Here is a 23,825-nt window from a genome sequence, read left to right as displayed (position 1 = left end):
AATGATGACATCCATAGAACGGGAGACGATGACATGACGACCTTATATTTCGTAAGACATGCACACTCTACATATACAGCCGATGAGTGGACGAGACCTTTATCTGAAAAGGGAGAGAGAGACGTCCGTAATATCACGAACACCTTGAGTGAAGAAAAGATTGATCTCGTCGTCTCGAGCCCATATAAACGAGCCATTCAAACGGTACAAGGGATTGCTAACCAGCTTGGAACAGAAGTGCTACTCATGGACGATTTGCGGGAACGGATGTTGACGACAAAACCGGCGGAAGATTTCACGTTGGCGATGACGAAAGTGTGGGAAGATCCTACTTTTACATGGGAAGGCGGCGAATCGAACGTTGTCGCTCAAAAGCGGGGAGTCCGTGCGATTCAGGCACTACTCGACCAATACGAAGGAAAGCGAATCGCAATCGGTACGCACGGGAATATCATGGTATTGATGTTGAACTACTTCGATGACAAATACGTCTATACGTTCTGGAAAGAACTCGATATGCCGGACATATATAAAGTGACGTTCGATCAACATGAACTCGTGAACGTCGAAAAGCTATGGGACCGTCAAGGAGTGGTTTGAAATCCGTTCATGACGACATGAAAAAAGGATGGGGCCGGTCTCGGTCCCATCCTTGAAAGTCTACTCTCTATTCAGATACAGGTGGCGAATAAACAAGCCGAGTGCGACCGTCATGATGACGGCCGGAATCAGGTCGACGAGCAACAAAGAACCCATGCGTTCAGTCCTTTCTGAGCGCAGCGAGGCGCTGTGTCATGTCTTGGAACGATTGTCCGTCCGAGAGCACGCTCAATTCACCGGCGACGAGGTCGTTCACTTCACGGTCCCAGTCCTGGCTGAGCGTCGTCTCGAGCGCGACAAGGTGCGTCGCCGTCCGTTCGACTTGATGACTTCCGACGCGCGCAAGCTGTTCACGCACCGCCGTCTTCAAGAGGGCGCTCAAGTCGTCGCGCAACTTCGTCCGGCCATCGCCTTCGAAGAACTGGTTCGCATTCTTATAGTGCTTTAAGACGGGACGGAAAGGGGCCGCCTCGAACGTGATTGGGTCGACGGCGTCGCGGAGCCAATCGATGTCGATGTCGTCTTCGAACGACAACGTCGGCAAGAGCGGACGCAGTTTGAGCGTCTCGCGCTCGATCAAGCGTTCCGTCTCCCGTTTCAAGAAGCGCTCGAGCCGATATTGGAACACTTGCAGCTCTTGATGGATGTCATACGCATACTTGTCGAGTGTCCGGCTGAGGGCGCGCTCGAGGCTCGCCTTCGACCCATCGACCTCGACCGGATGGAACGTCGCTTTGACGAAGTCCGACAGCCGGAGGAGCGAGCGGGTCTCGAGGTGGGCGAGCAACTCGTCCGACTCGCGCTTGAACGGGTCTTCGAGCGTAGTGACGTTGAGACGATTGTCAGACGTGCGCACTTGTTCGAGCTTGTCACGGCGGGCCGCCTTGACGCTCGCATCCGCTTCGGCCTCGCGGACGACGTCCTCGAACGCGGTGACGAGGGCATGTGCCTCATCTTTGATGCGGACCGCGTTCGCCTGACGCAAATCGTGGTCGACGAATTGCTCAAGCTTGGCCGAGAATCGTTCGAATCCTGCGTCCGTGCCTTGGATGGCGTTCCGGCTCGAAATCGGTAGCACCGTCGGATGACGGACACCGAGCTTCGTCAACTGGTTCGACACATAATCAGTGACGGCAAGCCGTTCCGTCTCATCGGCCGCCAAATCTGATGCGTTGACGAGGAAGAACATGTGATGGTCACCTGTCCCTTGGACCCGTCCGAGCTGGATGACGAGTTCACGGTCGGCCTCGGTGAAAGCGTGATTGTAGTACGTCACAAATAAAACAGCATCGGCGTCACGCATATAGCCGAACTGCACCTCGCTATGACGGTTGAACTGCGAGTCGGCACCCGGCGTGTCGACGAAGATGATGCCACGCTCGGCCCAAGGGGAGTCGATGGCGAGCTCGATCTCTTTGACGATACAGCTCTTCTCTTCCTCCGTGACGAACGAGCAGAACGTGTCATAGTCGACCGTCTCCTGGCTACCGAGATAGGACAGGGGAGCGTTCTTGACGGCGTTTACGAACGGGTGGTCGAGATGGAGTGCGTCGAGTGACGCCCCGTAACCGTTCAGCTCGGCCTCGAGTTCGGCACGTGTCTTGAAAGTGATCAACGCGCTCTTGTTGGCACGGCCGTTCGGCGGCACGATTTTCGTGATCGACGCCGTCAGTGGATTCGGTGACGTCGGGAGCACCGTCTCACCGAGCAACGCGTTCAACGTCGACGATTTGCCGGACGAGAACGCCCCGAAGATGGCGAGCGTGTACGTCTCGGATTCGGCCCGGGCCAATTTATGACGGAGCGATTTGACGCGTGACTTGAATAACGAATGGTTCTCTAATATTTCACATACCGCATATTCATAAGAAAAATCAAACGACAAAACGGTGATATCATCCACCAGAATCGAGGTCGAGGCAACTTCTTGTTGCTGATGTTCGACTTGTTTCTGCGGTAATTGGTCGGCCGTGACGTAGTGACGGGTCTCAAGGTCCGTCAAACGCGAATCCGAGAGGTCACGTGTCGTGTAATGGGTGAGCTCGTCTCTCTGTTCGGCCAGCTGACGTTGTAGCGCCAACGTGTCGAGCATGTCATACAATTCGTCTTGCTCGGTCTCGATGGCATGGATTCGGTCTTTACCTTCGGCCTCAAGATACGTTTCGACGGACGTGACCCACGGTTCGGACACTTTCGTCACCCAAGAGGCGAGAGCCGACTCGATGTCGCGGCTGAATTGAAGCACCGTGTCACCGCTGAGCGATGCGCCGGACTTCACTTGGTCACTGATGAGCGTGCTCGGTGCAGTCGGTAACGTATCCGGACGGGACAAAATCGCCTCGGGCAGTTTCAAATCGCGGACGATGTCTTCCGCGTACTTGATCAAGTGGGGGCGAAGGTTCGTATCAATCAACCGGTTGAATTCCTTGACGGCGATGTCTTCGCGACGCAGCCGTTCCTGGCGCGTCTTGTCTTTTGAGAAGAACAGGCCGACCTTGAACTCCGGCGCACAACTCTCGAGATAGTCCCGCAACAGTTCGCGGAACTCGTAGTTCATGATCGGCGCGCTCGCGACAATCGGTGTCTGGTGTTTGAAGAACTCGCGGCGGAACGCGGTGAGCCATATCGATTTTTTGTCGAGACGTTGCAGGCGGGCTTGAATCTCCGTCGGCTGCTTCTCGATGACCGGCAACTCGTTCAGGAGCGCGTCGTGCGCACCAGTGGACCGGGCGAGCAACGTGTCAACGAGCAAGTCGGCGCGCGCTTCCGCATGTTCCCGCGCGGCGTCGATGACGGTTTGGACGTACGTCCGGAGGCGTTCGACCTCATTTTCCGGGTGATCGAGCTCACGGAGCGAGATGTAGAACATATCGTCCGGATTGATCGCATGACGGGTGAAGGCGGTCTCGAGCGAGCGTTTGAACGTGCTGAATGGAAGCTCTCCTTCATCGTGCTTATCGATTTGGTTGATGATGATCGAGTAGGGACGCCCTTCAGCACTAAACTGTTTCATCAGTTTGATGTTTTGTTCGGATTGGACGTGATTGTAGTCCATCATGAAGAACAGATGGTCGGCGAGGAAGAGCGAGCGTTCCGTCGCTTGACGGTGCCGTTCATCGGTCGAGTCGATTCCGGGCGTGTCCATGAGGACGACGTCGCTTCCAAACGGGAAGCGGGGCAGGGCGTACTCGACTTCTTTAATCTCTTCGATTTTGCAGTAGTCGCTCAAACGGTCGAGCTCATCCGGCGCGAGTCGAATCCAATCTTTATCGTTGACGGCGACGGATGCCCCGATTTCCCCATGTCGAAGCGTCACGATATTCGCACTCGTCGGAATCGGACTCGTCGGTAACACACCGTCCCCGAGCCAATTGTTGAGAAGTGTCGACTTACCGGCCGAGAAATGACCACAGACCGCGATCCAAATCTCGTTTTGTGTCACTTTTCGGAGTGCGGTCTTGGCGAGACGAGCCGACTCGGTCTCAGTTTGTGTGTCAAATACGTCGGTCAATTGCGCGAGGCGCATGCGTTGTTCGTTCATAAATCCCCATCCCCTACTTATGATTCCGTCGTGATGCCGACGCGATGTCTACGATATGATTTGTTTTCCCAGGCTTGAATGACGAGATCTGCTACATCGTCACGCGAGATTGGTCCCGAGTTTTGTGTCCCGAGCACGTCAGCTGTGATGACGATGTTCCCGACGGACGCGTCTTCAATCAATTGGGTCGGGCAGACGATTGTATAATCGAGCGTTGATGCGTCGAGCAGTTCATATGCCCGGGCGTGATCCTCGGCCGCGGTCGTCATCGAACGTTTCGACTCACGGGTCTCGAAACGATAGTTGTCAGAATCGTGTGCCTGCAAGATGCCGGCCGTCCCGACCGTCAAGATGCGCGTGACCCCGGCTGCTTGCATCGCTGAGATGATGAACGGCGTGAAGCGGGACAAGACGTCCTGCTTATCCGTACCGAGCGCCGACATGACGACGTCGGCCGATTTCACCGTTTCTGCGATGGCGTCCGCATCGGTCGCATCACCAATGATGACCGTGAGACGATCCCTCGGTTCGACCTCGCGACGTGACAAGAGTCGGACGTCGTGGCCGTCTTTTAACAAACGTTCAAGCAACCGCATCCCCGTGCGGCCGCTCCCTCCAAATAAAGCAATGGTTGACAAGTAAACCCCTCCCAATCAAGATTAAAGAAAATATCCAACGCCATCATACCACGGAGCGCTATCGAAACAGGAGACAACGGCTTGAAGTTGTGAGGTTTCAGGGCAGGGTAAGTGGGATACAAAAAGTTAAGACGTGTATAAGGGAGGAAGACACTTCGTTGTCGACACCGCATGAGATTTGGAGCTAGAACCATCAAGACCGGGATATCCGTCGCCTTGGTATTGCTCATCGCCGAGGCATTTCAATTTCAACAGATTGTCGTACCGGCACTCGCGGCCTCGCTCGCATTATTGCCGTCCGTTTATCAGACGGGTGTCCGGCTATTAGAAGAACTAAAAGGGAACTTGATCGGTGCTTTGCTTGCCGTCTTCTCGTTAATGTTGACGCCGAACCCGACACCGATCGCCATCGGCGTCGTCATCATCATCGCCATCTCGATCCTTCTCTTCTTGAACCTCGAGTCGACGACCCGGACCGTCATCTTGACGACGATTCTGATTATGGAAGGGGCGAGCCAGTCGGACATGCCCGTCTGGATGTTCGCCGGGGAACGGTACTTGCTCATCATGATGGGAATCACGGTGGCGCTTCTCGTCAACGCACTCTTGTTCCCTCCGCGCTATGAGCGGAAACTCGAGGACGAGATCACGACCGTGTTCCAAATGGCCGTCCGCATCGCCCGTTTGTTCTCAGAAACAGAAGGGGGACGCTCGTCGTTCGAGTCACTTGAAGAGACGAAAAAGAAACATCGCGGCTCGAAGACGACCTACGATTTCTTTGAAGAAGAGATTAAAGCCAACCGCTGGCTCGAGAAGAAGACACCGATTTATCGCCGGGCCGTCTTGAAGTCGAAGATGATCGATACGAACAGTGCCGCCATCCACGTGCTCGATAAGCTGCATGACGATTTTCTGACGCTCGAACATCTACCGCCTCAGCTCGAAGATGAACTCTTGCGCCATATGCGGCATTTGTTACGCCGGCATGAGCGCCTGTTCTCGGCTTATGAACTCGAGAACGAGCACATCATCGACCGGGAAGAGGATCTCATTCACGAGAACTTCGACTTCGCAAAGTTGATGATCGAGAAGATGCGGGATGAAGAGGAAGACCTCATCCTGACCGTCGTCCCGCTCGTCGCGACGATGACGGATTGGGTCAAGGCGATGAACGAACTCGAACGCTACCTCATCACCGAGATGAAGAAACATGGGGACAACTTGAAAGTGGAACCGCGTAAGAAGTGGTTCTTTGAAGACTAAACCGCTCTCGAGCGGTTTTTTGTATACTTAAGCTACGTCATCACATAAGGAGAACAAGATGCAGATCTATTTACTACACACTACAAAATTTTGGAACATCCGTGTCGGCACGGACGAGTTCGTCGTCCAATACGGAAAACGCGGCACGGTCGGGAAAGTCCAACTGAAGTCGTTCGATACGGAAGAAGCGTGCAAGAAAGAAGCGGATAAGCTCGTCCGTCAAAAACTGAAGAAAGGGTACGTCGAGGTCGAATACGACTGGGACACTCATCTTTACGTCGACGACCCGGAGATTGGGCCGCATCCGCTGACGGCCCACCCGGCGTTCATGCTACATTTCCAAGAAGACTTCTATTTGGACTGCACGGACGAATTCGCGCCGTTCGGGAGCGATGAAGGGGCCGATGTCCTCGATATGTTTGGAGAAGCGCTTCGAAAAGACCGAGACCTCGATTTTTTGGAAGGGGCGTATGCGATTCTATCGGACTGGCTTGAAGAAGACATCTCGACGCCCGAAGACTGGATGCAAAACGGGGACCGCTTCGCATGTGACGTCGTCATCCTCGCAAGTGCGTTCGCTTCAATCAAGCTGACTGGGCGAATCACGGATGCGTTAAAACGTTCCGCTCACGAAGCGTTAACGACCATCGTCGACGAAGTCATGCCTGAGGATGTGCACCGTTTCCAGTTAATCAACAAACAATTGGCCGCTTTTCCAGCATCGAGTTGAAACTTCTTTCAACAAAACGGCGTATACTAAAGAGAGAGACGGACGAACGTCCGAACGGATAGGGGGAAACACCAATGTCAGAGATTGAAACAGCATCACCCATCAGCGGTACATTGCCGGTCGAGGCGAGAACCGTGTTCCGCTTATCGAGTGCCATCTTCTATGTGATCGGTTTGATCATCACGGGTGCGCTCGTATTCGCGGCCGTCTGGTTCGACTGGCCAGGTTGGCTCCAAGCCACAGCTTACGGGTTACTGGCGATCGCGGTCATCTATAGCCTAGTCGACATCATCGTCTTCCAGAAATGGAGACAGGAGCGCTTCACGTATCTCGTCCAACCGCTCGAGATTCGACTTCATCACGGCATCATCACGACACATGACGTCTTGATCCCGATGACGAAAGTGCAATACGTGCATGCGAAGCAAGGACCGCTCCTTCGAAAGTTCGGCCTTCAGACGATCACGATCGGTACGGCTGCCGGATCGCATGAGATTTATGCGATCGAAGAATCATTCGCGAAGACGCTCCGCGAACAGATCGCCGTCTACGCCCGCATCGAAGAGGAGGATGTCGTATGACCGAAGCGTCGCTCACGTGGCATCGGCTTCCGACACGGGTGCTCGTCCTACGCATCGTCGACATGCTGAAGTCGTTCGCCATCCCGATCGTCATCTTGTTCGTCTTGAACAACGACTGGGAAACGACGTTTGGCATCATCCTCCGAGTCGCCGTGCTCCTCTTCATCGGGTTCGATTTGCTGCAAAAGTTTTTCGGTTGGCGCAACTTCCGGTACGCCTTGGACGAGAAGACGATGTACGTCATCGAAGGGAACTGGATGAAGCAAGAGAAGTCGCTGCCGCTCTATAAGATTCAGAGCGTCCATTCGAACAGCCCGTTCTTTTACCGGTTGCTCGGTGTCGTCGAATTGACATTCGATACGAATGCGAACAGTGATGACGCCTCGTTCAAACTCGCAGGCGTCTTCCCGAGTGAGGCGAAACGGCTCGAGGACGTGCTCGACCAATCCAGACGTCGACGGCTCGAGGCCTCGGCCGAATCGAGCGAAACGGAGGAAGGAAGCACGGAGAAGTCGGTGACGATCGAGAAACCGCCGGGCGTTCGGCTATATACACTATCGACCCGCGAGATTTTGATTGCCTCGCTCACGTCGCTGTCCGTGTTCGCCATCTTCCCGGTTGCCTCGACGATCATCACGTACATCGACGACTTCATCAACCTCGACGGCACGTTCGACCAAATCGGGGACTGGGTCATCAGTGCCTCGGTGATCGCCATCGGTGTGCTCATCCTCTCCATCTTGCTCTTGTCGGTCGTCATCGGGACGGTGATCAACTTCCTGAAGTATGGGAACTTCGTCCTCGAACGAAGGGGCGACCGCATCCGGGTCGAGAAAGGCTTACTGAACCGGTCGGCCAAAGAGATCCCGTACGAGAAGATTCAAGCGATTCGCATCAAAGAGACGTTCATCCGGCGCTGGTTCAACATCATCGGTGTCGAACTCGTCGCGGCCGGGACAATGGACGAATTGAAAGACGAGTCGTCGACGATACTCCCGTTCGTAAGACGGGACAAGGCGATGGCGGTGCTGAACGAACACTTCAGCCAGTTCGCCTGGGCCGACACGCTCCACCGTCTGCCGAAACGATCGCTTGGAATCAAGTTGATGCGCATCAGTTGGTTCGGCGTCATCGTCACCAGCATCGTCATTTATTTCTTCCGCGAATACGCGTGGTGGCTCCTCTTGTTATGGACGCTCATCGTCGGCGGGCGCGTGCTCAGTTACTATACGACCCGCTATGCGCGGAACGGGGCGTTCATCCAACTGCGGACCGGCGCCTTCAACGTGCGCTCGTTCGTGACGGACAAACCGCGCATCGAACAGATTCACGTGACGCAGTCTTGGTTGCAACGACGCTTCGGGCTTTGTAACGTCGTCTTGTCGACGCGCGGTGGTCTGTTGTCCATCGAGTCGATTGAGGACATCCCGAAACGAGAAGCGGACGCCATGCTTGACTGGTTCTCGCGCTACAACGTAGAAAACATGAAAACACCGGGCTGAAGATGGCCCGGTGTGTCCCATTTGTGCGATTCGATTCACAATTTTCGCGTTTCCGTTACTGAAAACCGGGAACAGATATGGTATGATGCAAGTAGAAAGAGACCGGTGCTCGATACACCGGCCTCTGGCGTACAGGCTACCACTTCAAGAGTGGCCCAGCCGCCACAATGGTTAGTGAATCAGAAAGTGACCCATCTCATTGCGCCGAGGGGGTCATTTTTTTGTGCGTTCAGACGTTGCACGATCGGATGATTGGTGGATTACCAAGTGAACGATAATCGGAGCGAGGATCGGGAGGATTACGTAATCGCCGATCCAGGTCCAAAGCTGTTCCATCCGCACCACCGCCTTCCTCCATTGTGGACTTGGCGGCTGACCCCACTATTGCTGCGTTAACCTGCTCCTTCATTATAGCAGATTCTCTTCAAAAAAGATGCTAAAAACAAGAACGTTTGTTCTTGTTTTAGGAAATGAAGCTTTAGGCGGAGCAGGTCTCACGATTGGGTCGAAAGATGGAATTGAGTCAACATTCGCTTGCATGTCAGAAGTCAGACAGGATATAATCAACCTCGTGTGTATAACCACATGGGTGGGTGAGGGTGCCAATAAAGGATTGATTCCTATGGCAAAACAAACAGAATGGAAAACAGAAACATACGGGGGCGTGCTGAATTTTCTGGCGACAGCATACATCCCGGCCGTGCACGCGGCAATCTTGACACAAGCCGGACTCCCGTTCGAGGGAGCGCTCATCGGAGCGATTTTGACAAGCATCATCGGAACGTTCATCGCAGGGCTCTTCAACTTGCCACTGCTCCTGTTACCGGGGATGGGCATTAACGCGTTGTTCACGTACACGCTCGTCCTGCAGATGGGTCTAAGCTGGCAAGGTGCGCTCGCCGTCTCGTTCGTCTCGGGGGCGCTCGTCGTCCTATTGACGGTGACGAAGGTGGCGAGGAAGCTGGCGAACGCGTTCCCGCCGATCATTCATGACGGATTGACGGTCGGTCTCGGCCTCTTCCTCATTTTGATCGGGCTCGAGGCGGCGGGGATCGTCTCGGGCGGTGGCGGGGCGTTGCTTCACATCGGAGATCTCGGGGAACGGCCGGTGCAGGTCGCGTTCCTGACGCTTTTCGTCGCCATCCTTCTCTTCTTAAAGATGGGACCGAGCAGTTTCCTTTGGACCATCGCGTTCGGTGTCGGCTTGAGCGCCGTCATGGGCACGCTCGACTGGACCGGTGAGTTCGCGCTCACCCCGTTCTTCGAGTCGTTCGGCACCGTATTCGGGAGCGTCTCGTTCACCGAATCGATGTCGCCGCTCTTCCTCGTCGCCGTCGGCGTGTTGACGCTCGTCTTGCTGATTGAAAACATCAGCTTGATCCAGAATCAGACACGGGCGATCGGCAAAGATGCGGACGCACCGAAAGGGCTCGTCGCGCAAGGACTATCGACGATGGCCGGTGCCCTATTCGGCTCGAGCCCGACCGTCTCGACGGTCGAGGTCGCAGCCGGCATCTCGGTCGGGGCACGGGGCGGAATCGCCTCGTTCGTGACGTCAGGCCTTTATGTCGTCTCGCTCTTGTTGTTGCCGCTGTTCGCGATCATCCCGGTGACGGCGATCGCGCCAGTTTTGATCATCATCGGCATGATGATGTTCCAGAACGTGAAGCATCTCCCGCTCGACAATTGGGAGCATGCTTTCCCGGCGATTCTCGTCATCATCATGATCCCGTTCACGTATTCCATCGTCGATGGGATCGGGCTCGGCTTCATCGCCTATACGATGATTGTCTTGTTCAAGAAGGGCTATCGGTCGCTCAGTCCGGTCGTCGGTGTCTTGACCGTCTTGTTCCTCGTTTTCTTTTCTTTACCAGTCTGGCTGTAAGATCGGGCGGTACCGTGAATACGGTGCCGTTTTTTTGTATGGATAAAAAGGAGTCTCATGACTTACACGGGAAGTAGTATGCATAAAACACGTGTGAGGAGAGGATTTGATTTGACGACATCTAAATTGTCTCAAAAGTTTGCGACGTTTGCTGAGAGAGAATGCCGGGACTCGAGCCCGCTCTATGAATCGTTATCGCTTCACATCTCGCAGGACGACGAACTGCTTGAACTCTGTAACGTGGCGAGGGACGGTCAACCGGTCCCGAACTTATTGTTCGGTGCGGTCCATTACTTGCTGATGCAAGGGAACGACCACCCGCTAACAGACTACTACCCGAGTATAGTGCGCGACGCTAAGCCCGTAACCGAATCGTTCGAGTCGTTCAAATCGTTTTGTCTCACGTATCGAAATGAAATCGAGTCTATCTTAAGTTCGAAACGCGTTCAGACGAACGAAGTCCGAAGGTGTGCATACTTATATCCCGCTTTTGGTTACATTCATCATAAAACAAGAAAACCACTGGCATTGATTGAGATTGGAACAAGTGCCGGCTTACAACTGTTGTGGGACCAGTATGCATATTCATATGGGACAGAGGAAGTGTTCGGAGAGGTGCAGTCCCGGCTACATATTCGTTCAGAATTCGTCGGGGAGCTGACACCGCCGCTCTCGTCAGCACCCGCTCCGGTCGCAACACGTATCGGACTTGATTTGAACATCGTCGATTTAAATAATGAAGCAGAGCGGTTATGGCTCAAGTCGTTGATTTGGCCAGAGCATGAGGAACGTTTACAGATGTTCGAACGCGCGTCGAGTTATATCGGCGAGCAGCCGATCGACTTCATCGAAGGCGACGGGATCAGTCGATTGAGCGGCCTTGTCGGGAGTATTCCAGAAGGAAGCACCTTATGCATCTTCCACACGCACGTAGCCAATCAGATGACGATCGACATGAAAAAACACTTATTGAACGTGGTCGAAGAAATCGGCCAGACGAGAGACGTTTTCCATCTCTACAACAATATCCAAGACAAAGACTTGCATCTGGACGAATACGTGAACGGTGTCAAACGAGAGCAGACGATTGCGGAGACGGACGGGCACGGCAGATGGTTCAGATGGTTGTTAAAAGATGAGGCTGTATTGACATGAATACGATTATCGAGCGATTCGTTTCCATTCAAGAAGTCATGGATGCTCTTTGTTTACAAGTCACCAACTATAATTGGTTGGTGACGGACCTCGATGCCGTAATCTCAAATGACTCGTTAAAGTATTTCGAAGAGATTCAAGAACTTGAGGAGGGAACGGCCTACTGGATAAAAGGTGAACGTCTACTCGAACTTGTCCAGCACACAAACCTATACGTCATTTGGGGAGTATTCACGGCGTTTGAACGAAAGACGTCCATCACGTTAAACGATTTAATCGTCCATCCGTTCGCAGACGGGAATAGCGATCTATGGATCGAGTCACCCCGTATTCAGCATCCAGACGCTATGTGTGAATTGATCTTTTGGGACTCAACATTTGTTTTAATGCTCAGCCAAGTTGAGGACGTAAGCGAGCGATTCCGTCAAACCTTCCCCGGTTGGCGAAGTTTAGAGGAATATAATCGTACGGAAGGGTTATTTGAATCGGAATAGATGAGATTGAATATGAGCGGATTCTTAACTTAATAAATCAAGGAGGACATTTTCATGAGGAACACTTCAGACGTCATCGACGAGTTTGCATCCTATACCACATGGCTTAACACGCTAACGGAATTGGATGAATCGACGTGGGAGAAACCGATTGCGACCGACAAATGGTCAATCAAAGCAATCGTCCTGCACATCGCCCATTGGGACAACCATCTGTTGAACGTCATCATCCCAGCCGTCAAAAACGGGGAAGGGATGATCTTCCCCGAGTTCGACTCGTTTAACGCGCGCGCGACCCAAAAAGCGAAACGTCTCTCTGGAGAAAAGGTGCTCACGTTCGCCAAAACGAGTCGGAGTTCACTTATAGAAGGGCTGACGTCACTTCGTCACGAGACGATGACAATGCACATGACGGCAAACGGGGCGACCCATTGCCCGCACCAAGGTGTTCCGTACACACTTGCCTATATCGTCACCGAGTTCATCGAACATGACCGCCACCATCAGCAGCAAGTCGACCGAGTTTTAGGGATGAAACCGTGAAGAGAAAAACGAAAGTACGAGACGTCAGACGAAGGTTGAAACGGTTGCGTTTGGATATCGCAGAACAGACCCATTCGTTTCCGACGACGTTCCATGACGGGTATTGGCATAGCAAAATTCCAATCGATCAATCGTTCTTACTATCAATCGAGGAGAACAGCCGAATCCAGCAAGCTGTCATCGAGGCGATGCTAGAAGGGGGAGCTCGGCTTGTGCATCTCCGAGAAGATAAACAGTACCGGGTCGTCGTCTTGATTGACCTGCCGACGCTCTGGCAGTCCGAACTTCTCGTATTCGAAAGCGACGCACGACTAAAGGTGTTCATGGAACGCGATACGTCCGAGCAGACGTGGACGCGCTTGCCTGTCGACTCGATGTGCCTACAGCAGGTCAACCTTTCAGCGGACGTCGAGGTACATCGGTTCCATGAGCGGATTCAAGACGATGATTATACATATAGCGGGGAAGTATGGTTGCTCGTTCAATAAGCGGGCGACTTTTTTATAAAAAAACTGAATATTCTATCAATCCATATGCTATAATCCTTTCAAATCCATTTTCCATAAAAAGGATTAAATGGAATCGATGAATGAAGGGAGCCGTGACATCGGATGCGGTCGAATCAACAGTTTCACAGACGGATCGTTATATGAGAAAGGCCAAAGCCCTGTTTATATCCACGGTTTTGATTTCGTTACTGGTTGTCGCACTCATTTCATTCTCAGGTCAAGCCGCATATACATACTTTAAAGGAGTGGATATTTCCGGGAGCCCTATCACGAGCTGGGTGACGGACTGTCACGACAAGCGAAAGTTGTTTGGGATTATCGAAGTGGTTGACACCAATCGTTGGTGCGGCGGTGGCGCTGACGAAGATTCTGCGTCTAAGTCTTCTGGAAGTGGGCGCATTGTTGGACCATCGGATGAGGACGGTGGCACACCGAGAGGAAATTCGGATGACTTGTCTCCGTCATATGGGGAACCATCCAATGACGAAGCCGATCGCCTATCGTTGTTACCATACATTCTTAGCGCTAGCCTTCTGTTAATTGGCGCATGGTTGTGGCGTAGGCGACGTCTCAACAAAAAACTGAGTGGCTCCGTATCGACAGACGAAGTGAACCACTCAAGTCAAGAACCAGAAGAAAGGTTCGAGCAGTCCCCACGCTCAATCCATCCGTTGCCGGATTCCCCGTTGCGGCAACATCTAATTCAATTTGAGCAAGCGCTGCCGCCACAACAACGACGACGGCCGTTCGAGACGTTATCTGCTTGGGCGAATCGTATCCAGCTCGACGCCTCACTTTTGAGCTATTTAGAGACCCGGTATGACCAAGTCGAAATCACGCCACAACGGGAAGAAGCGTTCAAACAGCAACTCGATGCCCACTTACTTCGCCTAGAAAAGGAGCCACCCTTATGACCATCACACGCGTGCTCGAACAACTCGACCAAATCTATCTTGGAAAACCTGACATCACGCGCCTCTGTTGCACGGCGCTACTCGCGAACGGACACATCTTGCTAGAGGACGTCCCAGGCACGGGGAAGACGCTCCTCGCCAAAAGCATCGCGAAGAGCTTCGAGGCGGAGTTCACACGGATCCAGTTCACGGCCGACCTGCTTCCAAGTGATATCATCGGTGCTGACTACTTCAACGTGCAGACGCAGACGTTCGAAAATCGGACGGGCCCAATCTTCACGAATATCCTCTTGATTGACGAGGTCAACCGGGCCGTCCCTCGGACACAGTCGGCGTTACTCGAGGCGATGGAAGAGCGGCAAGTGTCGATTGGCGGGGTCACGTATCAACTGCCGGAACCGTTCTTCGTCATCGCGACACAGAATCCGATCGAGTCGGCTGGGACGTTCGCCTTGCCGGACGCACAACTCGACCGCTTCTTGATGTCGCTCCAAGTCGGCTATCCCGAAGCGGCGGAAGAACGGCAACTGATTTTACAGACGATCTCGAAGACACGCCACGCCGTCCATGCCCTCATGTCGTCCGAGACGTTTTTAGCGGCACAGCAAGAAGTCGAGGAGGTTCGCATCCATGAGGACGTCGTGACCTATCTACTCGCCCTCATCCAAGAGACGCGGAACCATCCGCTCGTCGAAGTCGGGGCCAGCCCTCGTGCGACACTCGCCCTCGTCAAGGCGTCTCAGGCGTATGCCTACATCGAGAATCGTCGCTTCGTGACGCCAGAAGATGTCCAAGCCGTCGCGACGCATGTCCTCGCGCATCGGTTGACGCTCACGCTCGAAGGAGACGTGAAATCAACGAAACGGGCCGTCCTCGCCGACATCTTGGAGCGCGTCGACGTCCCGGTCGAGAAGGTGTGAGGATGCGACAGGTCGAAGTCAGTACACCGTCCCTTTTAGATGAAAAGCTTTGGCCAGCCTACACAGGGATACTCGTCTTCTTCGTCTGGTTCCCCTACGTCTGGCCGTTCGCTTACCTGGCTGGCGTGATTCTCGGGCTGATGCTCGTACGAAAATGGCTGACGAAGCAAATCGTCGGGGTGACAGGCTTGTCGTTCCATCAAAAGGAGCAGTTGTTGTTCGTGAATGATTGCGTCTCACTCAAGATGGACGTGACAGGCATCGAGCAACTTGAGACGCTCGGGATCCCGACATCAATCCGTCTGGTCACGGGGCACGGCTTGACATTTGACGAAGATCAGTCCGTGCACACCTTACAGCTTCGTCATGAATCGAGCTATTTGCTTTCGATCCACGCGAAGCGACGAGGTCCCGTCCAAATCGAAGAATGCACTCTTCAGTTTAAGCTACCGTTTTGGCTCGGCACCATCTTCCTCACCGGTTTTACGCTTCCGTCCTGGATCATCCTTCCGTCCATCACGAGACAGAACCGATTCAACTCGCGCCTTGTTCGGATGGGAGACCGACTCGTCAAACATTCACCGCTCAACGACCCGTTGATGATCCAAAGCACAAAACGGTACGAGCAAGAGCCGGTCAAACAAATCGACTGGGTCGCGACAGCGAAGACAGGGAAGCTGCAGGCGAAAGTGTTTCAACGCCAAAACCTCGATACGTTCACACTCGCACTCGACTTGAGCGGTCCGCTCGGGAATGGCCTCCACGGGCGTTACGAAGAGTTGATTCAACAAGCCGCTTATCTGGTATCCTATTTGGTGAAGGAAGATTGTAAAGTCGAGCTGTTCATCAATCGGTTAGACGCCGATAATCAGATTGACCACCTGCGGATGAGTGACGGTCGCAAACAATTGCGCCTCGCCCTCGTACGTTTGGCGTGGGTCCACGAATCCGATCGATTCGTCGCTTCGAAACGGTTCAATCAAATCATCGAGCGACAGAAGCATCCGCATGCGGAAGTGATTCGGATTGACGCGTCACTGCTGAACCGGATCGCTGTCGGTTGAAAGGAGTTATGACATGTTTCGCCTGATCACATCATTCGCTTTAGCCGGACTCTTCACGCTCGGTACTACGTCAGCCATGGCCGCGCCGACAGAACGGTCAGCAGAGCAGTTTGCAGAAACACATTTCGAGTCGATCGTCCTTGATCATATCGAAGGAGACAATCCGAGTAACTATCACTTGACGGAAAGTCGCACCATCTCGTTCGGTCCACTGCACGAAGTGATGATGGCCGCACAATCCTGTTATTCGCCAGATGACGCGTGTACGTTCGTCTCAAGTAAAGAATACGTCTCGGCCGTCCTACAAGACGGAGAAGCGAGAAACGTCATCGGTACGTACGAGCAAGAGCCAGGCGTCTTTGCCTTCTCCACGTTCGGGTATGGTGACGAGTTGGCCGTCGCCTTAGCCGATGTGTCCGGTACATTGGTCCATTCCGCGCGAGAGAACGCCTGGTTTGACTATGATGGGGAGACGCTGACCGGCTTGACGACCGATGCGAAACGGGTCATCGCCGGAGACACGATCACGCTCGAGATGTATCAGAAACTCTTGGTCGAGACACGTTCAAACGATCAAGGTTCCGTGGAGGATGGTCTCGTGGGTGGTTCAAGTGACGTTCAGACGACAGAGCCAACATCGTATCGTATGCTTGGCCTCGCATTGTTGGCGGGTCTCCCGATTGGTTATCTCTTGTATCGGAGGCGTTGGAAAAGATGAATGTAAAACGTCCGTGGTTGCATGAAGTCGATGCGGCCACGGCTTTATTTGTGCGTCGACATGCAGTGCACACGGATGAGTTTGAACAAAACACGGTAAGCTTATCAAATTCGAGCGATGGGACGTTATGGAAAGTCGACCGTTATGAATTCGACCGCGTCTACGATCAAGCGCTTGATGACGTGTATCGCACGGTTCGTCGACAAGTTGCTGACATCTTCTCGTTTCATCCAGGTGATATACAAATCGTTGAGGGTTTCACGGATGCAACGATGCTACGTTACCTCGTCTTGCATCCGTTCACCCGTGATGTCTACGTCGATGTCACTGGATCTGGGGTCGTCGAGACGGTGTATGTCTGGATGCATCCGAGCGAGGTGTGTAAACAGAATGACCGAGTCACTCGTGTGACGCTAGACGTCTCAAACATCGCGACGGAAACCGAGCTGCATGAACTATTGAACGAACAGTTACAATTCCCTTCGCACTATGGTATGAACTGGGACGCATTTTGGGACGTCATCACCGATGAGAACGGATTGCCGGACATTGTGGAGCTACACGGTTGGACGGATTTTGAGCGGCGATTGCCTGAGGCGGCAGACATGCTCGCGACCAGTTTTACGGACTACACGAACGAGCCGGACTTGAAACCGTGTCGAATCATCTATCATCAGACAGAGATGCTGATTTTACCGAGCCAGGCATTAAAAGAGGGAGAAGCAAATCGCCTGATCTACCGACATCTCACCGGAGAAGCTTTCCCGTTACGCGTGGAACGGAAGACTTCGGTACGGTTTCCAAAGAGACATCGTTTCTCGTTTGAACGCTTAGAAGAGGAGTCTGTCACATCCGGAATCGTTCATAATCATGAGTCGATTGCCCCATGGCTGACACTTTCCCGTGACGAACATTGCCAAGACGTTGTCACGTTCTCAAATGAGACGGATTGGTTGGTAAGCTATTACCGTGAGGGGCTGACACTCCAAGGGACGAATATTGAATCCGTTGAATCGATCGATACAGCGGATTACGAGACGTTTTTTCGTCACGTGACACGTGGTGCGTATCCGATTGAATTGACGTTCTGTTTCGGAGGAACGTTCGGCCCGAGTGAGAAAGTGTATCGATTGATGCTACATGACGCAGCATGGGAGAAGTTGATTGAAGACAGGTTGTTGACTCAATTAAAGATTCCGAAAGCAAAAAAGTTTTGGCAGTCTTTTTTCTCAACTACACCTGTACAGACAGTCGAGACGTTCATTGGAGAATTTCATCCTAACCTCTTCGGAAACTTCGTACTGGCGCACGATGCGGACGATGTGTATCACTTTCTTGATCATGTGAACGGTTCAATCAAGCGGTTTTGAAATTTAAATGAAAAGAGGAAATGGATTGAACTACATACAGGACATGCGGAACCTCATTGGAACTAACTTATTAATGACGGTCGGTTGCAGCGTCATAATCGAACACAATAATGAAATTTTGCTTCAACATCGTAAAGATCATGACGTTTGGGGAATCCCGGGTGGTGTCATGGAACCTGGTGAAACATTCGAGAGCGCAGCACAACGCGAAACGTTTGAAGAAACAGGTCTTACAGTCAGTCAACTAAGCTTGTTTGGGCTATATTCAGGAAAAGAAGGATATGCTTCTTATGAAAATGGAGATCAAGTCTTTAGTGTACAAGTCATCTTTCATGCGACGGGATTTTCAGGAGAACTTGCGCAGGAAGGACAAGAGAGTCACGAGCATCGTTTTTTCTCACGCGATGAACTTCCAACATTAAACAGCCACCAAGAGAGGTTTATTATGGATTGGGTGAATCAAGAACAAGCGCCTATAGTAAAGTAAGAATCCATCAAGAAAGTTGGAAACATAATGAATTATTTAGAGCATTTAGAATCCCACTGTGGAGAATTCACGAATCAATTCGAGACGGACGATTTGTTAGAGCAGGCCGTGCAGTTCTTGCAGTTCAATGACAGTCCTACGACCGATTCGTATACCATCTCGACGCTAGGCCTTCATTGGCATACGTTGCAAAACGAGGACGGCATACAGACACATCAAGAACTCCTATTGAGCTTCAAGCAAAAACGTTCGTATGAAGACGTGCTCGAGTTGTTATGGCAATTAACGACGCATGCGCTCGAGACACATCACGCCTTCAAGTTCGGTGAGTATTTTGAACTCCCCCCGAACGTTTTCAAACGATTGAACTTCTCAGCGATCTATGTGGCGACCCCGTTTTATTTTGATGAGTCGTTTCATGTGTACGAAGGCGACGAACAGACCGTAGTCCCCGTCTGGTTCATTCCCATCTTCCCGTCTGAAGAAGCGTTCATCGAAGCGAACGGGGTAGAACGGTTCAACGAAGTACTTTATAAAACAGATGATGCGTTACTCGATTTGAAACGCAAACCGCTCGTCTGAACCACACCAAAACACGCTCCACGCAAATCGCGTCGAGCGGTGTTTTCACATGTACGGCCCGTTCGCCTGGACGACAAACTGTGAGTGCTCATAATGGTAGGTGATTCGTGAATAGTCGAACGGCTTCCCGTTCGTAAGATGGAAAATCGTCTCGATGCGGAGCGTCGGGTCGTCCATTTTCAGACCAAGATATCCGGCCTCCGTCTCGTTCAGTCGCCCGACCTGCATATACATATCGGAAAACCCAATCGTGACGCCGAGCGCACTTTGGACGTAGTCGAAAATCGAGTCGGCGACAATCTCTCGATTCAGATAGGGTACGATCGCCTTCACATAATACGATTCCTCGTAACAAAACACTTCCCCGTCGACGTAACGGACTCGTTCGACGCGATACACGTCATTCGACACGTCAATCCCTAAGTTTCTAGCGACGTCTTCACTCGGCTTCGTGATTGACACGTCGAGCACGTCCGACGTCAAGACTCGGTCGCCGAGGTTGCTTTTGAACCCTTGCGTCGAGAACAGGCTCATATAGCCCGGGCGGTTGTGACGCCGGACGAAGATCCCGCTTCCCCGCAACTGGAAGATGACACCGCGACGTTCAAGCAACTCGAGCGCCTTCGTGACGGTGCTCTTGCTGACACCATATTGGCTCATCAACTGCTCGAGCACGGGCAACTTATCCCCTTGTTTTAAATCCTGATCATTAATGTACTGCTCAATCGCTGCTGCAATCTGTTGGTATTTTAACATGTGGCATCCTCACCTCGTTATATCTGCTTTAATTATATCACGTCACCAGTTCGTCGAAAATACAAAATGTATCGCACTTGTTTAATTGTACCGTTACAATTATAATTTACATGTATGATTCAGTATTGGAGATTTAAAGTTGATAAGGAGGAACTACAATGAAAACATTACCAAATGACTTTTTATGGGGCGGCGCACTGGCTGCTCACCAATTTGAAGGTGGTTGGGACGCAGACGGCAAAGGACCGAGCGTCGTCGACGTCTTGACGGCCGGTGCCCACGGCGTCGCGCGTCGCATCACGGACAAAGTCGAGCCGAACGAGTTTTATCCGAACCATGAGGCGATCGGTTTCTACCACCGCTATAAAGAGGATGTCGCCTTGTTCGCCGAGATGGGCTTGAAGTGTCTCCGTACGTCGATCGGCTGGAGCCGGATCTTCCCGAACGGGGACGACGCAGAACCGAATGAGGCCGGTCTCAAGTTTTATGACGACTTGTTCGACGAGCTGTTGAAGCACGATATCGAGCCGATCATCACGTTGTCGCACTTCGAGATGCCGCTCCTCCTCGCACGCGAATACGGCGGGTTCCGTAACCGTGCCGTCGTCGACCACTTCGTCCGCTTCGCTGAGGTCTGTTTCGACCGCTACAAAGACAAGGTCAAATACTGGATGACGTTCAACGAGATCAACAACAAGATGGACGTCAACAACCCGCTCTTCTTATGGACGAACTCAGGCGTCATCGTCGAAGAAGGGGAGAACGCGCGTGAAGTCATGTATCAGACGGGCCACCACGAGTTGATTGCGAGCGCCCTCGCCGTCGCGAAAGGGAAGGCAATCAACCCGGACTTCGAAATCGGGGCGATGGTGTCACACGTTCCGATCTATCCGTACTCGTCGAACCCGGACGACGTCATGCTCGCTGAAGAGATGATGCGTCAGCGTTACTTCTTCCCCGACGTGCAAGTGCGCGGTGTTTATCCGAGCTACGCCTTGAACGAATTCGAACGTGAAGGCTATACGATTCCGTTCCTTGAAGGAGACGAGGAGATTTTGAAAAACGGGACCGTCGACTATCTCGGGTTCAGTTACTACATGTCGACGACCGTGAAGAGTGACGTCGTCGCCGACAACAGCGGCGACATCGTCAACGGCGGTTTGCCGAACGGCGTCGAGAACCCGTATATCAAGTCGAGCGACTGGGGATGGGCGATCGATCCGGTCGGTCTCCGTTACGTGCTCAACCGATTGTATGACCGCTATCAAATCCCGCTCTTCATCGTCGAGAACGGATTCGGTGCCGTCGATGAGATCGTCGACGGGAAGATTCATGATGTGGCCCGTATCGACTACTTGAAGGCACATATCGAGCAGCTGAAAGAGGCGGTCGTCTATGATGGTGTCGACTTGATCGGTTACACGCCATGGGGCATCATCGACATCGTCTCGTTCACGACGGGCGAGATGAAGAAACGGTACGGCATGATTTATGTCGACCGTGACAATGAGGGCAACGGCTCGATGGAGCGGATGAAGAAAGACTCGTTCGATTGGTACAAGCACGTGATCGAGACGAACGGGGAAGCGCTCGCGTACGAACCGGTCAAGTAATCTCGGACTCCTTTTGATGATCTCGATGATCGTCAAAGGGAGTTTTTTGTATAATGAAGAAGTGAGAGAAATGAGGGGGAAAGATGGGGCACATTACCATTCGTTTATATTCGAGCGTAAACGCGCAGCGCGATCGGAACTGGGCAAAGAAACACATTACAGCGATTCACTCATCGTACGTCTTTGAAGAATTGTTATCACGTGCGTTGTCACGCTTCGTGGAGAGCGGGGACATTCGTTTCAAAGACCCTAATCTTGTAGGGATAAACCTTATCTATGCTGAGACAAATCATACATACAATACGCATACGTATGATGACACACATCATCAACTCGTGACACACGAGTTCACGCGTGAGACGTTCGATTATGAGACGTATATGATGATACTAGATGAGAAAGAGAAGTTTCACCAGTTCGCGATGGTCATTCGGGACGTGCTCGTGCCGCTGTTAGAAGTTCAGATGATTAGCTCGGAACGGTCGATTTCTGACATGATCGAGCATTGCCTGAAGCAGATTGAAATGAACGACTATAAGTTGGTCGTCTTGTTGAATAAGACGCCGAAATCGAACAAAAAACGCAATCGGATTGTGCTTTTCAAATTGATCGTCTCGGTGACCGGTGCGTCGTTTTGGATCGAAGGGTACGAACGGGGTGTAAGACTGTTTCAAAAAAGGGTGATTGAGGAGATTGCGGGCCCGCACGCGTTCTCGTTATTCGGCCTGACGAAGAACATTGCCGCGACCTATGGCACGTTCAATAAGATTCGGGCGAACGCCATCGCACCGGGTGGGGTCAATACGAATATCGGTGCCACCATCACCGCGCCGAGCGAGCTCGGGATGCGGGCCATCCAAGGGGCAGGAGAGGCGCCGATTGGTGAACCGGAGCAAATCGCCAAAGTCGCACTCTTCCTCGCGTCGGATGATTCGAGTTTCGTCAATGGCGACGTATTGAAAGCGGACGGGGGTTGGACCGCCCGCTAACGAGAAAAACCGACACGCGCGTGTCGGTTTTTCTTATGTCTTCTGTTTACGGTACGCGAGAGGTGTTCGGTTATGTATTTTTTTGAATGTCTGGACGAAATGGCTCACGCTCGTAAAACCAAGCTGGTTCGCTACTTCAGCGACCGCAAGATCCGTTTCACATAATAGACGCGCGGCCCGTTGCATCCGGACGTCTTGAACATAAGCGAGCGGTGAGGTGTCGCCCCATTTTGAAAAGTAACGGCAACACTCGGCTCGGCTCAGTCCACCGGCAGCGGCGATGTCTTCGAGCGACAGCTTCATCGTGTCATGGTCGTGTATATAGGAAATCATGTGATCCATTCGGTCATATCCGTGTTGCCTCATCACAGGTGTCCGCTGAATCCAATAGCGCCAGACGACAGCGAGCTGTAACGTCGCATCAAGCAATGCGAAAGCCGAGTCGCTCTTGAGACGCCTGACCGCTTTATCGATTGTGTCGAGCATCGCCTTGTCGGTCGGTACAGTCGAGTGCGCCACGTAGTAGCCAATCCTCTCGATATACGGGGTGACATATTGCTCCGCAAGTAACGGTGAAAACAAGTCGAACGGGTCGACACTTATGACGTCCATGTGAAATGAATCTTCCGCTCGTTCGACTCTTGTGAGTTGGCCGCAATCAAGCATCAATGCCATGCTCGGATCGAGCCGGACACGCGTTCCGTTGATGCGTACCGTAAGACGTCCTTTCGTGACGAGCCAAATCTGAAAGCTTGAACTCGTTGTAAAGCTCGTCTCCACCATCTGCTCTGTCCATGTTTCAACAGTAATCATCTTTCCTTCAGGATGCATCCTCCCACCTCAACAATCGAACATTTTGTAGAATCACACACCGACCAAAGACTCCCATCCCTCTTTTGTAAGCGTCAATTTCGACATTTCGAGTGAGACATCCTCAACCGGTGTGACCGTGTCTCTTCTATATAATGGTG

Annotated in this window: 23 protein-coding genes; 19 read left to right on the top strand and 4 right to left on the bottom strand. The window is 52.4% G+C overall.

Annotation, left to right across the window (positions count from 1 at the left end; translation table 11 throughout):
- The first annotated feature begins 33 nt into the window (after positions 1-33).
- A complete protein-coding gene (locus KB235_RS09250; protein ID WP_211779476.1) occupies positions 34-600 on the top strand; it encodes a histidine phosphatase family protein in 567 nt (188 codons plus the stop codon).
- 160 nt (positions 601-760) lie between these two features.
- On the opposite strand, the gene KB235_RS09245 is transcribed toward KB235_RS09250, so the two are convergent.
- Both KB235_RS09245 and KB235_RS09240 read right to left on the bottom strand, forming a co-directional pair.
- Entirely contained in the window at positions 761-4,141 is a 3,381-nt protein-coding gene (locus KB235_RS09245; RefSeq protein ID WP_211779475.1) for a dynamin family protein, read from the bottom strand.
- A 17-nt stretch (positions 4,142-4,158) separates the two neighbouring features.
- Positions 4,159-4,779 carry an NAD(P)-dependent oxidoreductase gene (locus KB235_RS09240; RefSeq protein ID WP_211779474.1) on the bottom strand — a complete coding sequence of 207 codons (621 nt, stop codon included), beginning with the start codon at positions 4,777-4,779 and terminating at the stop codon, positions 4,159-4,161.
- Between the two features lie 171 nt (positions 4,780-4,950).
- Between KB235_RS09240 and KB235_RS09235 the strand changes: the two genes are divergently transcribed.
- The 16 genes from KB235_RS09235 (at position 4,951) to KB235_RS09160 (ending at position 19,496) form a co-directional block, all read left to right on the top strand.
- The gene (locus KB235_RS09235) at positions 4,951-6,042 is read left to right on the top strand and encodes an FUSC family protein (RefSeq protein WP_211779473.1); all 1,092 of its coding nucleotides are present in this window, start codon (positions 4,951-4,953) and stop codon (positions 6,040-6,042) included.
- 58 nt (positions 6,043-6,100) lie between these two features.
- A complete protein-coding gene (locus KB235_RS09230) occupies positions 6,101-6,772 on the top strand; it encodes a WGR domain-containing protein (RefSeq protein WP_211779472.1) in 672 nt (223 codons plus the stop codon).
- A 74-nt stretch (positions 6,773-6,846) separates the two neighbouring features.
- Positions 6,847-7,353: a PH domain-containing protein gene (locus tag KB235_RS09225; RefSeq protein ID WP_211779471.1), complete on the top strand. Its 507-nt coding sequence runs from the start codon at positions 6,847-6,849 to the stop codon at positions 7,351-7,353.
- Positions 7,350-8,855 carry a PH domain-containing protein gene (locus tag KB235_RS09220; RefSeq protein ID WP_211779470.1) on the top strand — a complete coding sequence of 502 codons (1,506 nt, stop codon included), beginning with the start codon at positions 7,350-7,352 and terminating at the stop codon, positions 8,853-8,855. Before KB235_RS09225 ends, KB235_RS09220 begins: the two co-directional genes overlap by 4 nt.
- A gap of 622 nt (positions 8,856-9,477) precedes the next feature.
- Positions 9,478-10,740: an NCS2 family permease gene (locus KB235_RS09215; RefSeq protein ID WP_211779469.1), complete on the top strand. Its 1,263-nt coding sequence runs from the start codon at positions 9,478-9,480 to the stop codon at positions 10,738-10,740.
- Between the two features lie 111 nt (positions 10,741-10,851).
- Positions 10,852-11,895 (top strand): DUF2332 domain-containing protein, encoded by a 1,044-nt coding sequence (locus KB235_RS09210; protein ID WP_246514178.1) that lies wholly within the window; start codon positions 10,852-10,854, stop codon positions 11,893-11,895.
- On the top strand, positions 11,892-12,389 hold the full coding sequence (locus tag KB235_RS09205; protein WP_211779467.1) for a hypothetical protein: 498 nt from the start codon (positions 11,892-11,894) through the stop codon (positions 12,387-12,389). The genes KB235_RS09210 and KB235_RS09205 overlap by 4 nt, the downstream gene beginning before the upstream one ends.
- Positions 12,390-12,443: 54 nt before the next feature.
- Positions 12,444-12,932, top strand: coding sequence for a DinB family protein (locus KB235_RS09200; RefSeq protein WP_211779466.1), 489 nt, complete (start codon positions 12,444-12,446; stop codon positions 12,930-12,932).
- Positions 12,929-13,420, top strand: coding sequence for a DUF3916 domain-containing protein (locus KB235_RS09195; protein WP_211779465.1), 492 nt, complete (start codon positions 12,929-12,931; stop codon positions 13,418-13,420). Before KB235_RS09200 ends, KB235_RS09195 begins: the two co-directional genes overlap by 4 nt.
- A 707-nt stretch (positions 13,421-14,127) precedes the next feature.
- Entirely contained in the window at positions 14,128-14,355 is a 228-nt protein-coding gene (locus tag KB235_RS15690) for a hypothetical protein (protein ID WP_246514177.1), read from the top strand.
- Entirely contained in the window at positions 14,352-15,275 is a 924-nt protein-coding gene (locus KB235_RS09185) for an AAA family ATPase (RefSeq protein ID WP_034815444.1), read from the top strand. Before KB235_RS15690 ends, KB235_RS09185 begins: the two co-directional genes overlap by 4 nt.
- Before the next feature lie 2 nt (positions 15,276-15,277).
- Positions 15,278-16,339, top strand: a complete 1,062-nt coding sequence (locus KB235_RS09180) for a DUF58 domain-containing protein (protein WP_246514176.1) — start codon at positions 15,278-15,280, stop codon at positions 16,337-16,339.
- Positions 16,340-16,352: 13 nt separating this feature from the next.
- A complete protein-coding gene (locus tag KB235_RS09175; RefSeq protein ID WP_211779464.1) occupies positions 16,353-17,057 on the top strand; it encodes a hypothetical protein in 705 nt (234 codons plus the stop codon).
- A complete protein-coding gene (locus KB235_RS09170) occupies positions 17,054-18,427 on the top strand; it encodes a barstar family protein (RefSeq protein ID WP_211779463.1) in 1,374 nt (457 codons plus the stop codon). The genes KB235_RS09175 and KB235_RS09170 overlap by 4 nt, the downstream gene beginning before the upstream one ends.
- A gap of 25 nt (positions 18,428-18,452) precedes the next feature.
- A complete protein-coding gene (locus KB235_RS09165; RefSeq protein ID WP_211779462.1) occupies positions 18,453-18,914 on the top strand; it encodes an NUDIX hydrolase in 462 nt (153 codons plus the stop codon).
- A gap of 27 nt (positions 18,915-18,941) precedes the next feature.
- Positions 18,942-19,496, top strand: coding sequence for a suppressor of fused domain protein (locus KB235_RS09160; protein ID WP_211779461.1), 555 nt, complete (start codon positions 18,942-18,944; stop codon positions 19,494-19,496).
- 45 nt (positions 19,497-19,541) lie between these two features.
- Here KB235_RS09160 and KB235_RS09155 read toward each other — a convergent pair whose 3' ends face one another.
- The gene (locus KB235_RS09155; protein ID WP_211779460.1) at positions 19,542-20,252 is read right to left on the bottom strand and encodes a GntR family transcriptional regulator; all 711 of its coding nucleotides are present in this window, start codon (positions 20,250-20,252) and stop codon (positions 19,542-19,544) included.
- A 158-nt stretch (positions 20,253-20,410) separates the two neighbouring features.
- Here KB235_RS09155 and bglA point away from each other — a divergent pair, with 158 nt between their 5' ends.
- Together bglA and KB235_RS15685 are read left to right on the top strand one after the other, a co-directional pair.
- Complete coding sequence (gene bglA / locus KB235_RS09150) at positions 20,411-21,865, top strand: 6-phospho-beta-glucosidase BglA (RefSeq protein WP_211779459.1); 1,455 nt, start codon at positions 20,411-20,413, stop codon at positions 21,863-21,865.
- 83 nt (positions 21,866-21,948) lie between these two features.
- Positions 21,949-22,854: an SDR family oxidoreductase gene (locus KB235_RS15685; protein ID WP_246514175.1), complete on the top strand. Its 906-nt coding sequence runs from the start codon at positions 21,949-21,951 to the stop codon at positions 22,852-22,854.
- A 33-nt stretch (positions 22,855-22,887) separates the two neighbouring features.
- Here the strand turns inward: KB235_RS15685 and KB235_RS09140 are convergent, their stop codons facing one another.
- Positions 22,888-23,685, bottom strand: coding sequence for a helix-turn-helix transcriptional regulator (locus KB235_RS09140; protein WP_211779458.1), 798 nt, complete (start codon positions 23,683-23,685; stop codon positions 22,888-22,890).
- Positions 23,686-23,825 lie beyond the last annotated feature (140 nt).

The sequence above is a fragment of the Exiguobacterium alkaliphilum genome, assembly GCF_018138125.1.
In the GTDB taxonomy this organism is placed as follows: Bacteria; Bacillota; Bacilli; order Exiguobacteriales; family Exiguobacteriaceae; genus Exiguobacterium; species Exiguobacterium alkaliphilum.
Note: the sequence above shows the minus strand (reverse complement) of the source record. Positions and strands in the feature narration are given on the sequence as shown.

Excerpts from the sequence above, each read along its gene's own strand:
- KB235_RS09250 (WP_211779476.1), top strand. The coding sequence starts at position 34 with ATGACGACCTTATATTTCGTAAGACATGCACACTCTACATATACAGCC.
- KB235_RS09245 (WP_211779475.1), bottom strand. The coding sequence starts at position 4,141 with ATGAACGAACAACGCATGCGCCTCGCGCAATTGACCGACGTATTTGAC.
- KB235_RS09235 (WP_211779473.1), top strand. The coding sequence starts at position 4,951 with ATGAGATTTGGAGCTAGAACCATCAAGACCGGGATATCCGTCGCCTTG.
- KB235_RS09230 (WP_211779472.1), top strand. The coding sequence starts at position 6,101 with ATGCAGATCTATTTACTACACACTACAAAATTTTGGAACATCCGTGTC.
- KB235_RS09225 (WP_211779471.1), top strand. The coding sequence starts at position 6,847 with ATGTCAGAGATTGAAACAGCATCACCCATCAGCGGTACATTGCCGGTC.
- KB235_RS09220 (WP_211779470.1), top strand. The coding sequence starts at position 7,350 with ATGACCGAAGCGTCGCTCACGTGGCATCGGCTTCCGACACGGGTGCTC.
- KB235_RS09215 (WP_211779469.1), top strand. The coding sequence starts at position 9,478 with ATGGCAAAACAAACAGAATGGAAAACAGAAACATACGGGGGCGTGCTG.
- KB235_RS09205 (WP_211779467.1), top strand. The coding sequence starts at position 11,892 with ATGAATACGATTATCGAGCGATTCGTTTCCATTCAAGAAGTCATGGAT.
- KB235_RS09200 (WP_211779466.1), top strand. The coding sequence starts at position 12,444 with ATGAGGAACACTTCAGACGTCATCGACGAGTTTGCATCCTATACCACA.
- KB235_RS09185 (WP_034815444.1), top strand. The coding sequence starts at position 14,352 with ATGACCATCACACGCGTGCTCGAACAACTCGACCAAATCTATCTTGGA.
- KB235_RS09180 (WP_246514176.1), top strand. The coding sequence starts at position 15,278 with ATGCGACAGGTCGAAGTCAGTACACCGTCCCTTTTAGATGAAAAGCTT.
- KB235_RS09175 (WP_211779464.1), top strand. The coding sequence starts at position 16,353 with ATGTTTCGCCTGATCACATCATTCGCTTTAGCCGGACTCTTCACGCTC.
- KB235_RS09170 (WP_211779463.1), top strand. The coding sequence starts at position 17,054 with ATGAATGTAAAACGTCCGTGGTTGCATGAAGTCGATGCGGCCACGGCT.
- KB235_RS09160 (WP_211779461.1), top strand. The coding sequence starts at position 18,942 with ATGAATTATTTAGAGCATTTAGAATCCCACTGTGGAGAATTCACGAAT.
- KB235_RS09155 (WP_211779460.1), bottom strand. The coding sequence starts at position 20,252 with ATGTTAAAATACCAACAGATTGCAGCAGCGATTGAGCAGTACATTAAT.
- bglA (WP_211779459.1), top strand. The coding sequence starts at position 20,411 with ATGAAAACATTACCAAATGACTTTTTATGGGGCGGCGCACTGGCTGCT.
- KB235_RS15685 (WP_246514175.1), top strand. The coding sequence starts at position 21,949 with ATGGGGCACATTACCATTCGTTTATATTCGAGCGTAAACGCGCAGCGC.
- KB235_RS09140 (WP_211779458.1), bottom strand. The coding sequence starts at position 23,685 with ATGCATCCTGAAGGAAAGATGATTACTGTTGAAACATGGACAGAGCAG.